11 protein-coding genes are annotated in these 11,608 nt (G+C 66.1%); 7 read left to right on the forward strand and 4 right to left on the reverse strand.

Annotated features, from left to right (window positions below):
* Positions 1-4: 4 nt before the first annotated feature.
* Entirely contained in the window at positions 5-643 is a 639-nt protein-coding gene (locus Q4C89_RS04565) for a ribonuclease HII (protein WP_303101420.1), read from the reverse strand.
* A 215-nt stretch (positions 644-858) separates the two neighbouring features.
* Here Q4C89_RS04565 and tig point away from each other — a divergent pair, with 215 nt between their 5' ends.
* The 7 genes from tig (at position 859) to Q4C89_RS04600 (ending at position 7,650) form a co-directional block, all read left to right on the forward strand.
* Entirely contained in the window at positions 859-2,181 is a 1,323-nt protein-coding gene (gene tig, locus Q4C89_RS04570; RefSeq protein WP_303101421.1) for a trigger factor, read from the forward strand.
* A 113-nt stretch (positions 2,182-2,294) separates the two neighbouring features.
* Positions 2,295-2,954, forward strand: a complete 660-nt coding sequence (locus tag Q4C89_RS04575) for a hypothetical protein (RefSeq protein WP_303101422.1) — start codon at positions 2,295-2,297, stop codon at positions 2,952-2,954.
* A gap of 71 nt (positions 2,955-3,025) precedes the next feature.
* The gene (locus Q4C89_RS04580; protein WP_303101423.1) at positions 3,026-4,048 is read left to right on the forward strand and encodes a beta-ketoacyl-ACP synthase III; all 1,023 of its coding nucleotides are present in this window, start codon (positions 3,026-3,028) and stop codon (positions 4,046-4,048) included.
* A 52-nt stretch (positions 4,049-4,100) separates the two neighbouring features.
* On the forward strand, positions 4,101-5,090 hold the full coding sequence (locus Q4C89_RS04585; protein ID WP_303101424.1) for a ketoacyl-ACP synthase III: 990 nt from the start codon (positions 4,101-4,103) through the stop codon (positions 5,088-5,090).
* Positions 5,091-5,185: 95 nt separating this feature from the next.
* Positions 5,186-6,118: an ACP S-malonyltransferase gene (fabD, locus tag Q4C89_RS04590; RefSeq protein WP_303101425.1), complete on the forward strand. Its 933-nt coding sequence runs from the start codon at positions 5,186-5,188 to the stop codon at positions 6,116-6,118.
* A 16-nt stretch (positions 6,119-6,134) separates the two neighbouring features.
* Positions 6,135-6,545, forward strand: a complete 411-nt coding sequence (locus Q4C89_RS04595) for a hypothetical protein (RefSeq protein ID WP_303101426.1) — start codon at positions 6,135-6,137, stop codon at positions 6,543-6,545.
* 217 nt (positions 6,546-6,762) lie between these two features.
* Positions 6,763-7,650, forward strand: coding sequence for an aldo/keto reductase (locus Q4C89_RS04600; protein WP_303101427.1), 888 nt, complete (start codon positions 6,763-6,765; stop codon positions 7,648-7,650).
* Between the two features lie 415 nt (positions 7,651-8,065).
* Here the strand turns inward: Q4C89_RS04600 and Q4C89_RS04605 are convergent, their stop codons facing one another.
* Genes Q4C89_RS04605 through Q4C89_RS04615 form a run of 3 tightly spaced genes read right to left on the reverse strand, consistent with a single transcriptional unit; the run spans position 8,066 to position 11,246 of the window.
* Complete coding sequence (locus Q4C89_RS04605; RefSeq protein WP_303101428.1) at positions 8,066-8,614, reverse strand: metal-binding protein; 549 nt, start codon at positions 8,612-8,614, stop codon at positions 8,066-8,068.
* A gap of 12 nt (positions 8,615-8,626) precedes the next feature.
* Positions 8,627-9,202: a hypothetical protein gene (locus Q4C89_RS04610; protein WP_303101429.1), complete on the reverse strand. Its 576-nt coding sequence runs from the start codon at positions 9,200-9,202 to the stop codon at positions 8,627-8,629.
* 4 nt (positions 9,203-9,206) lie between these two features.
* Positions 9,207-11,246 (reverse strand): glycoside hydrolase family 20 zincin-like fold domain-containing protein, encoded by a 2,040-nt coding sequence (locus Q4C89_RS04615; protein ID WP_303101430.1) that lies wholly within the window; start codon positions 11,244-11,246, stop codon positions 9,207-9,209.
* Positions 11,247-11,608: the final 362 nt, after the last annotated feature.

Raw genomic sequence — 11,608 nt, forward strand, 5'->3', positions numbered from 1 at the left:
CAGACTAGAGCAAACGCTCCGGCCCCTCCACCAGTGCCCGAATCGGGGCGTAGCTGCGGCGGTGCTGCTCGCTGACGCCCAGTTCGTGCAGGGCGGCGCGGTGCTGCGGTGCGCCGTAGCCCTTGTGGGACGCAAAGCCGTAGCCGGGAAACTGCGCGTCCAGTTCGGTCATGACCCGGTCACGCTCGGTCTTGGCGAGGAGGCTGGCAGCGGCCACGCTGTAGCTCAGAGCGTCGGCTTTGGGCGGGGCGAGGATGGGCAAGTCGGTGCGGAACTTGAGGTAATCCGTCACCAGGGCTTGCGGCGCGGGGTCGAGGCGGGCCAGAGCGCGGGCAGCGGCGGCGTGGGTCGCGCCCAGGATGTTGAGGCGGTCAATTTCCCCCGGCCAAGCGTGTTCCACGGCCCAGGCCACCGCCACCCGGCGCACCTCGGCGGCGTACTCCTCGCGCTGCGCGGCGCTCAGTTGCTTGGAATCGTGGAAAGGGTAATCCTGCGCCGTGCCGGGCAAAATCACCGCCGCTACCGTGACCGGGCCAGCCCACGCGCCGCGCCCCGCTTCGTCTACGCCCGCCACCCGGAAGTAGCCGCGCCGCCAGTGCTGACGTTCAAAGGCCCAGTCGGGGGTGGTGGAAGGAACAGGCATGGTGCCCAGGATAAGGGGGCCGTGCGGGTGTAGACGCCCGGCTCCCCTCGCATTTTCACGCCCGAAAGCCGTATCATGCCCGTTGGCTTGTCGCCTGCCCGCAGTCGGTTCACTGGACGAGATTCACTGAGCAAACTGCCCGGCAATGGGCGGCAACACAATCTGATAAGGACGGCCGCTGTCCCGATGCTGGGCAGTGGCGAGATGGGAGACTCATGGCAGAGCTGATTAGCAAGGAAGGCAACAAGGTCGAGTTCAAGGTGTCGGTGCCCGCCGCCGAAGTGAACAAGGCTTACGAACAGGTGTGGGCAGGCCTCGCCCGTGACGTGCGCGTCCCCGGCTTCCGCCCCGGCAAGGCTCCCCGCAAGGTCATCGAGAACCGCGTGGGCAAGGGCTACGTCGAAGCGCAGGTGCGTGACCGCCTGCTCGAAACCCACTACTCGCAGGGCCTGCGCGACCTCAAGCTCAACCTTGTCGACGCCACCATCGACCCCCAGGACGTCAAGAGCGGCGAGAGCTTCGAGTTCACCGTCAAGGGCGAAACCTACCCCGAAGTCAAGCTCGGCGACTGGAAGCAGGCCCAGGTGACCGCCCAGGCCCCCGAAATCACCGACGAAGTGCTGGAGCAGACCCTGAACGACCTGCGCGAGCGCAACGCGACCTTCGAGGCCGCCGAGCGTCCCATCGAGGCCGCCGATCAGGTCACCATCCAGGAACTGGGCGAGGGTGACAGCGAAGAAGGCGGCACCTACCCCATCTACCTCGACATGGCCGAGGGTCATGTTCGTGACGCCCTGCTGGGCAAGAGCGCGGGCGATGTGGTCGAAATCACCGTGCCTGCCCACCAGCACGGCGACCACGAGCACCCCGAGCACACCGTGCGTGTGAAGGTGCAGGAAGTCAAGAGCAAGAAGCTGCAGGACCTGAACGACGAGTTCGCCAGCAGCCTGAACTACGAGTCGATGGACAAGCTCCGCAGCGACCTGCGTGGTGAGCTGGAGCGCCGCGCCAAGCTCGAAGGCGACAACCTGCGCCGCGACGAGTTCGTGAACCACCTCGTGGAGGGCATGACCGTCGAAATTCCCCAGGCCCTCATCGACCGCCGCCGCGAAGGCATGATGGCTGAAATTCAGGACGACCTGGGCCGCCAGGGCGTGCAGTGGAAGGAATACGAAGCCTTCATGCGCGAGCAGGGCAAGCTGGAAGAATTCCAGGCCGACCTCGCCAAGAACGCCGAAATCCGCGTGCGTCGTGACCTCGCGCTGGAGCAACTGGCCGAAGAAATGGGCGTGCAGGTCAGCGACGCCGAATTCAACCAGACCCTGATGAACCTGGCCCAGGCCAACGGCATGAGCGCCCAGCAGCTGGTGCAGCAACTCGGTCAGAACGGCCTGCACTCGTACTACATCAGCCTGCTGCGCGAGAAGGGGCTGCAACAGGCCCTGGCCCAACTCGGCGGCGACAGCAAGAGCGCCGAGCAAGCCGACGCCCAAGAAGGCGAGAAGGTGGCCCAGCAGACCGAAGAAAAGTCTGAATAATTCAGCCTGACCTGTAAGGGTCGAAGGTGAACAAGGGTGGGAATCTGCTTTCGGGCGGGTTCCCATCCTCTCTCTTTGTGTTCGCGGTACCGATGTTTCGGTAGAGTGGCAGCATGCCCAAAAGAAAGCTGGTCTGGGGGACGGCGCTGCTGCTGTCCTGCTCCGCGCTGGGGCTGACTCCGGCGCAGAAGAAGGGGATCGCCCAGGAGTACGAGCGGGCCGTGACCCAACTGCAAGACCGCGTGACCTCGCTGAAAACACCCGTTCAGGCGCGGCAGTTCACCGTGACGCAGCTTCAGGCATCGCCCCAGTTGCGGGCGCGGCTGGCGCTGACCACGCCGATGGTCTGGCGCAACTGGAATATCGGTGAGTCGCCCGACGCCGAGCGCAGCATCCGTGAACTGCTGTCGCAGCCGCTCACCCTCCCGGCGGCGCAGCGTCCTCCGGCTGCCGCTCCCGTCAAAGACGCCGCCAAGCTCGCGCAGACGCTGGTGCGGGGTGTCGAAGTCAAGTGGAGCAAGGGCTGCCGCCCCGAAATCGTCTACCTGATGCACGCCAACGCCGTCTGCGGGCAACTGAGTGCTGAGAGTGCCGAGGACGCTTACCGCACGCTGCTGAGCCACTACACCCGCCCGGAAGTGGCTGACCTGCGTTACGACTTCGGTTCTTACGCCTTGCTGGTGGACCTGGCGGCGCGGGGGCTGCTGGCCGACATCGTCTTTCTGAGTGAGACGAACGAGGTGATGGTCACCTTCGCGCCCACTCCCAAATAAGCGGTGGGGCGCGGCTGAACCGGGTTCAAAGATAATTTGTGTGCCTCGGCAAAGAGTGTTAGCGTTCGGGCATGACCGCCCTTTCCGACGCTGCCATCGGCATTCTTGCGGTGGGAGCCTACGCCCCTGCCGAAGTCGTGACGAACGCCCACTACGCCGCGCGGCTGGACACCACCGACGAATGGATTACCAGTCGCACCGGGATCAGGGAGCGCAGGCACGCGGCGCAGGGCGAAAGCAGCAGCAGCCTGGGCATCAGCGCGGTCAAGAACTTGCAGGAACGCTTTCCAGACGCACTGGACGGCGTGAATCTGGTCATCTGCGCGACCAGCAGCCCCGACGCCATGTTTCCCAGCACGGCGGCGCTGATTGCGGGCGGCGTGAACTTGCGCGGAGCCGCCGCCTTCGACGTGAGCGTGGCGTGCAGCGGCTTTCTATACGCCCTGAGCGTGGGCTACGGCATGATTCGGGCAGGGCTGGCGAGGCGGGCGCTGATTGTGGGCAGCGAGGTGATGAGCGGCGCAGTCGACCAGAACGACCGCAACACCGCCATCCTGTTCGGTGACGGCGCGGGCTGCGTGGTGTTGGGCGAAGTGCCCGAGGGTTACGGTTTTCAGTCCTTTGTGCTGGGGGCGGACTCGGCGGGCGGGCCGCACCTCTACCTGCGCGGCGCGGCCCTGCGCCTCCCCGAAGGCACCGAGATGGGGCCGCACCTCACCCAGAACGGGCGCGAGGTCTTCAAATTCGCGGTGCGAACGCTGGGCGACAGCGCCGAGCAAGCGATGCGGCAGGCGGGCATGTCCACCGCCGACATCGACTGGTTGGTTCCCCATCAGGCCAACATCCGCATCATTGAAGCCGCCTGTCAGCGCTTCGGCCTGCCGCTTGAGCGCGCCGTGACCAACCTCGACCGCTACGGCAACACCAGCGCGGCGAGCATTCCGCTGGCTCTGGCCGAGGCCGAAGCACAGGGGCGGTTCAAAGATGGCGACCAGTTGCTGCTGGCGGGCTTTGGCGGCGGGCTGAGCTGGGGGGCCGCGGCGCTGAAATGGTGGGGCGGGGAGGGCGGACAGGCTCAGCATCCTCGCAGTTGAACCCGATTCAACTTTTCCAGTCCCTTCGCCGTCAGGTGCTAGCCTTCACACAATGACAGGTAAAAGCATCGGCATTACGGCTATCGGCATGTATGTGCCGGAAAAAATCGTTTACAACGCAGATTTCGAGTCGCGTATGGGCCTGGAAGCGGGCTGGATAGAGTCGCGCAGCGGCATCCGCGAGCGCCGTTTTTCGGCAGAAGGCGAGTTTGCCAGTACCATCGGCGTCAAGGCCGTGCAGGACATGCTGCGCCGCGACCCCGACGCCCTGAAGGACGTTGACCTTGTGATTTACGCGACTTGTACCCCCGACGCCATGTTTCCCAGCACGGCGGCGCTGGTGGCGGGCGAAATCGGCCTGAAGGGGGTCGGCGCGTACGACCTGTCCACCGCGTGCAGCGGCTTCGTGTACGGCCTGAGCATGGCCCGCGGCATGATTTTGGGCGGCGGGGCGCGCAAAGTGCTGGTGCTGGGCGGCGAAGTTCTCAGCAAAGCCCTCGACCAGAACGACCCCAACACCGCCATCCTGTTCGGCGACGGCTGCGGCTGCGCGGTGGTGGGCGAAGTGCCGGAAGGCTACGGCTTTCAGGACTTCGTGCTGGGCGCGGACTCGGCAGGCGGGCCAGCGCTCTACATTTCCAATCTGGCGAACACCTTTCCCGATGGGCAGGAGATGCGCGACATTCCCATCATGAACGGGCGCGAGGTCTTCAAATTCGCCGTGCGGGTGCTGGGCGACTCGGGCACCGAAGTGCTCCAGAAAACGGGCCTCAGCAACGATGACGTGGACTGGCTGATTCCGCACCAGGCCAACATCCGCATCATCGAAGCCGCCACCCAACGCTTCGGCATTCCGATGGAAAAGACCGTCATCAACCTCGACCGCTACGGCAACACCAGCGCGGGTACGGTGCCGCTGGCGCTTTACGAGGCGGTGAACGATGGACGCATCAAAGACGGTCAGCAACTCCTGATGGTCGTCTTTGGTGGTGGCCTGAGCTGGGCGGCCTGCACTCTGAAATGGTGGGGCGGGGTCAAATGAGGCCGAGAGCAGATGGCAGATAGCAGATAGTAGATAGCTCTTGCCATTCGCTCTGCGCCCTCCGCTCCTGGCCCTCCACTTACAAAGGAACCCTCATGCCCCAAACCACACACAACGACATCAAAATCGCTGCCCTTTTCCCCGGTCAAGGCTCGCATGCCGTCGGGATGGGCGTAGACCTCGCCGCCGAATTTCCCCACGCCGAGGAGGTGTACGCGGCCAAGGAACGCACACTGCCGGGCCTGCGGCAACTGGTCGAAGTCGGCCCCTTCGACGAACTGACCCTCACCGCCAACCAGCAACCCGCCCTGGTCGCGGCGTCGGTGGCGGCTTATCGCGCCTGGCAAGCCCACACGGGCCTGACCCCGATGGTGGCGGCGGGGCACTCGCTGGGCGAATATTCCGCGCTGGTCGCGGCGGGTGTTCTGCAGTTGGAAGACGCCCTGAGGCTGACGCGCAAGCGGGGCGAACTGATGCAGCAGGCCGTCCCCGAAGGCGTGGGGGCCATGAGTGCGGTGATGGGCGACCCGGCGGTGGTGGCCGAAGTCTGCGCGGGCAGCCGGGGCGTGGTGCAGCCCGCCAACTTCAACGCGCCGACCCAGACCGTCATCTCGGGCGAAAAGGCCGCCGTGGACGCCGCCAGCACCGAACTCAAGGCGCGGGGCCTCAAGGTCATTCCGCTCAAGGTGTCGGCCCCCTTTCACTGTGCCCTGATGGAACCTGCCGCCGCTGGCCTCGCGCCCGACCTGCACGCGGCGGCGTATGGGCCTTACGCCTTCCCCGTCATCGCCAACGTGACCGCCGAACTGAATGACGACCCCAAACATACCGCCGACCTCCTGGGACGGCAGATAACGGGCAGTGTCCGGTGGGTCGAGACGGTACGGACCCTGGCTGAACTGGGGGTAGACGTGTTTATCGAGTTCGGGCCGGGAACGGTGCTGAGCGGCCTGGTCAAACGCATTCTGCCAGCCGCCCGAATCATGAACGTTGGGTCAGCTGAGCAGATAAGAAGCTTTACCCTCTGACACGAGAATAGAGGGTATGAAACGACGGTTTCCCTCACTCGGTTTCGGTACGTTGGTCGCCCTGGGCCTGACCTCGCCTGCGGCTCTGGCGGCTCCGGCGCTGTCGGGGGCCTGGACGGGCTCTCTGGGGGCCGACCGCACGCTTACCCTCTCGCTGACCGCCAACGGCTCGGCCCTGCGCGGCGAAGCCACCTTGCCTGTGCTGGCCTGGGTCGACGCCGGGCGCTATCAGGTGCGCGGCCAGATGCTGAGCCGTTCCGGGCAGCCCAGCGCCCAATTGCGGCTCAGCCTGGGAAGTCAGTGGGTTTATGACCTGACCTGCCAGCCCGAAGCCGACCTGTGGAACTGCACCCTGGAAACCTGGCGTGGGGGAGACCGTTCCTCGGCAGCGCGGGCCTGGCGCGTCAAACTGCAACCGGCCCGCTGACCGGGTGGGCGGAGGGGGTTCATCCTCTGCACGTCCCCATGCTCCGAGCGATACGACCACCCCGCCCTGGACGCTGTGCTGACAGCCAGGGCGGTTTCCTTTGCCTAGGGCATTTGACGGAGAGAGCGTAGCGTCCCTGTCCGACTTGCAAAGGCTGGTACGGCTCCATTGTGGGCTGCCGTGCATGATTCGTGCGGCGCGGGCCTATGCTGTGGGCATGACTTCTCCAGATGCAGGACAGAGCGGCACGTTCCAGATTGGCGGCGAACTGACGGTCAACCGCCTCGGTTTCGGGGCCATGCGAATCACGGGCGACGGCGTGTGGGGCGACCCCGCCGACCGCGAAGGCTCGCTGGCGACGCTGCGGGCGCTGCCGGGGCTGGGCGTCAACCTCATCGACACCGCCGACTCCTATGGCCCTGCCGTCAGCGAGGAACTGATTCGCGAAGCCCTGCACCCCTACGAAGGGCTGGTCGTGGCGACCAAGGGCGGCCTGACCCGCACCGGCCCCAACGTCTGGCCTCCGTGCGGGCGGCCCGAGTACCTCATTCAGCAGGCCCACATCTCGCGCCGCCGCCTGGGGGTCGAGCGCATTGACCTGTGGCAGCTCCACCGGATTGACCGCAACGTGCCACGTGACGAGCAGTTCGGGGCCGTCAAACAACTGATTGACGACGGCGTGATTCGCTTTGCGGGGCTGTCGGAGGTCAACGTGGAAGAAATCGATGCCGCTCGGCAGGTGTTCCCCGTCGCCACCGTGCAAAACCTCTACAACCTGACCAATCGCAAGTCCGAGGCCGTGCTGGACTACTGCGAGCGCGAAGGCATCGGCTTTTTGCCCTGGTATCCGTTGGCGTCGGGCAAACTGGCCGCCGAAGGCAGCGTGCTGAGCGAAACAGCCACCCGTCTGGGCGCGACCCCGGCGCAGGTGGCGCTGGCCTGGGTGCTGCGGCGCAGTCCGGTGATGCTGCCGATTCCCGGCACGAGTAAGGTGAAGCACCTCGAAGAAAACGTGGCTGCCGCTGCCCTGAACCTCTCCGACGAAGACTTTGGGGCACTCGACGAAGCGGGCCGCGCCGAATGGGAGCAAAGCGGGCAGAAGTGACGTTGATGGTTCCGCTTCGCTGATCGTTCCTCGTTGATGGAAAAAGGCCCCTCCGCGCTAGGACGGCGTTGGAGGGGTTTTCATGCGTAAAGCCATGCTGCACAGAAATGGCGGGCATTTCGACACTTCTTGGCAAAGGCAGTCAGTCTGGACGCCCCCTCACCGCCTCCCAAAAAAACAGTGAAACGCAGAATTCAGAAGGCCGTCGGGCGCGAAGCGCACGGGCCGCACATGAACCGGAAAACATTAACCTCCGGACCCCGTGCAACTGAGAAATACTGTCAGGCCAGCGAAATAACCGCCATTTGCACAGCGCCAGCGTAAAAGCCCCTGTCCCCCCTGGGGATAGGGGTTTGGGGTTGGGGCCAAAAGCTGAGGCCCCAGCCCTAAAAACCCCCTTTCCCAGCAACCACCCTTACCGCCGCCGCCGCACCTTACGCCGGGCGTGGCGCAACCCGTGGTCGGGAGAAATGCCGTCCGCTACCAAGTGCAGCCACTGGCTGACGTAGTACCCGGCAGCGATGGGCAGCGCGACCTTGTACGGAAACGGCTGCGGCAGTCGCGGCCAGCCCAGGCCCAGTTGCGGCCAGGCGTATTTGACCACCGTCCAGACCAGCGCCGCGATGAGGGCGAGGTAAATCAGCCGGGTCAGCGGCCCCACCAGCCAGGTGTGCGACAGGCCCCGGTGGCTGAACATCTTGCCGTAGGGCACCCATAAAAAGCCCAGCGGCCCCCAGCGGCGCTTGCTGTCCACCCGTCCTTCGGAAAGGTCGAGGTCGGGCGAAAGCAGAAAAGTCCCCGCCATGAACGCCCAGGTGAAATTGAGCATCATGGCGGGGGTCAGCGAAAAAGTCGGGTCAGGCCACAGGCGCTGGCGTTCCAGAATTAGGGCGGCCCCGCCCAGCACGGCGAAGGCGGCGAGGTTGATGAGGTTGTGAACCCGTCCACTTGGCACGGCGCACACTATGCCGCACCTTCAGCGAACGTGCGCGGGTGGAAAGGTCAGGCGGAACTCCGGCACGCCCAGCACCAGCAGTGGCTTCTGCCGGGTCAGCAGTGCAGGCCAACCAGGGGCCGCCTCGACCCGCAGGTGTGCCCGGCGCAGGCGTCCGCTGCCGCCGATGGTGGTGCAGAGTTCCTCGCCCGCTGCCCCGCGCTGACTGAGGGTGCGGGCCAGCCGGGGCAACAGCCGCAGCGAAACGGGCACGCCCGCGCCCTGCACGCCGCTGAACGCCAGCCCCACGCCGCCGACCTCCACCCGCCCCGCCGACCAGTCGAAGCGGGCCAGTGTCTTGGGGATGGCCCAGTTGCGCCGTCCGCCCGCCACACTTGCCGCCGAACTGACCACGATCTGCTGCACACGAGGTTGCCAGCCCTGCCGTGTCTTGATGGGTTCCAGCCACAGCAGTTCGTCGTAGGGGCCGACAGGCGAGTCGGCGTAGCGCACCAGCATTAGTGCCCCACCCCTGGGCGCTGCTGGCGAGGGGCCGTACAGCGCGACCAGACCGCTGCCGCGTAGGTGCCAGGGAGTGGGTGGGGGCGCAGCCGTCACGTCCTTACTGCCCGCCCAGCAGCGTCAGGCCCAGCAGAATCGGGTTGGCTCCCCGTCCCTCGCTGACCAGGGTGACGGATTCGATGCCCACGCCCGGTTTGGGGTTGGTCCACTCCAGCACACTCAGGCCCACATCCATGCCGTCGCGGGTCTGCCCGGCCCAGGCGGGCGCGGCGACCATGCTGAAATTGCTGGCCCCCGGCACGCCCAGCGGCTCGGTCCAGGCGCGGATGTGCCGCCCGTATTCCAGCGGCTGCGTGACCCGGCTGCCGTCCGCGTACTTGATCTCATAGCGCCCGACCAGCACGCGGTCATTGCCGGGCCAGCCCGTCGCGTGCAGGAAAGCCAGCGCCGCCGCCTTGCGCCCGCCCAGCGGCAGGGTGACGCGCTCAGGCAGTTCGGACACGGCGGCCCGCTCGCCCCGCGTCATCACCGCGCCGGAAAGGTCGAAGGTGTAGCTGCCCAGCCGCTTCACGCCCTGCCCCAGTGCGGTGAGGTCGGTGTCCGGCCCCTTGCCGATCCAGCCCTCGCCGCCCTTGTCGGCCAAAGTGCGGTTGGCGACGGGCTTCAGGCTGACCGTTTGCCCGGCGACGGGCAGAAAGCTGCCGGGTTGGTAGAGGTCACGGTAAAGGGCAGGGGCGTTTTTCAGCGTCGGGGCCTGCGGATTCCAGAAGGCGTTGGCGGCCCGCACGTAGGCCACGCCCTGCTCGGCCTGACCGTCCCAGACCGACGGGTTGCCGAAATAGCCGTGCCAGCGCGTCTGAATCATGCCGCCGCCCACCGCCGCCACTGCTTTGGCGAGGCGTTCGGGGTTTTCGGGGTCTTTCCAACTGGCGCCCAGCACCGGGAAACCCAGCGCCCGGATTTTCTTCAGCGGCTCCACGCCGTCGCTGGTGCCGTAGCTCCAGTAGGCCACTTGGATGTCCTTGGGGAGCTTGGCGGGCAGGGTCGCCACCACCGAGTCAGAAAAGGCCGCATCGTGCCACATCATCGTGCCGACGTTCTGCGCCTTCAGAAAGCTGTAGAGCTTGACGGTGTCGTCCACGAACAGTTTCTCGAAGCCCAGCGCCTTGCCGTTGTCGCGGGCCGGGAAACGGTCGCGGTTACGAACCTCGTCGTGGCCGATATGAACGACTTTGGGCTTGAAAATCTCGATGGCCTCTTTGAGCACCGGAAACACGACGCGCTCGTAGGTCGCCGGGTTGAGGGTGTCGTAGGCGTAGGGATTTTGCGAGTCGGGGTCCTGGCGCAAATCCAGATTCTTATCGCCGTAGAACATCCAGCCCGTGTGCCCCAGAGTCTCGATAAGCGGAATCGGCTCCAGGCCGTAGCTGCGGGCGAGGTCGGCCACCCGCCGCGCCTCGGCCTTGCTCGCGCCGCCGGGGTGCGCCCAGCCGCCCGCCTTCGCCACGTCCCACTGCACGTAGTTGGACATGATGAGGACTTTGTTGTATTTCAGCGCCGCCAGCAGCGGAATCAGGTGGTCGTTGACGCCCTTGCTGTACTGGTCGAGGTAGAGCATCCCGATGCGCTCGGTCAGCGCGGGCGCGTCGCTGATGCGGGCAAAGCGCAGGCCCTGCGGCGTGAGCAGTTGCCGCAGCGTCTGCACGCCCAGGTAGGCCCCGCGTGGGGTCGCGCCGACCACATACGCCCCCGAAGCGTCCACCAGCAGCGCGTACCCTTCCGGTCCCTCGGCCTTCAGCCCGGCTGCCCCCACGCGGGCCGCCAGCGCCGCGTCGCTCACCGTGCCGACGGTCACGCTCTTGCTGCCTCCGTCGGCCAGCTTCAGGCCCAGACGGGTCTGCCAGTCGGCCCGCAGGTCACGGGCGGCCCAGCCCAGTTCGGGGGCGCTGCCGACCAGCTTGAGGCCCAGGCCCGCCAGCGGCAAAGTGCCCGCCGGGTACTGCGCCTGCCGGGGCTGCGGCACGGGCTGTGCGGGCGGGGCCAGCAGCTTGGCCTGCGGGGCAAGGGTCACGGGAAGGGGGGCCGCGAGTGCCGGAGACACCAGCAGCGCCGCCAGCAGCCAGGAAAGGGTACGGGTCATGGTGGCCCTCATGGTAGCCAGTCGACGTGAGGACTGCGGGAGGAGGTCATACGGAACTGGGCTTTACTCCGCACATCCGAGGAAAGCGCCCGAATGTGCTCTGCTGCGCAGCTTTGCAAGTCCGCGTCGCCCAGCCCCGCTTTTTCTTCTTCTCGCTCTGCTCGGAAAAATAGTTCGGATGCCCAAACTATTTTTCGAAGCCGTATCAGCCCCTCAGCTGGGCCGGGTGTTGCCCTCGCCGTCCGCGAGCTTGATCAGCCACAGCATCAGTTGCACGAAGGCCAGCGCCATCGCCGGGAGGCCCGCTACCATCATGATCCAGCCGGAATACTGCTGGTTTTGCAGCGGGGTGAGGTTCCACA

It is taken from the genome of Deinococcus sp., from assembly GCF_030523985.1.
GTDB lineage: Bacteria > Deinococcota > Deinococci > Deinococcales > Deinococcaceae > Deinococcus.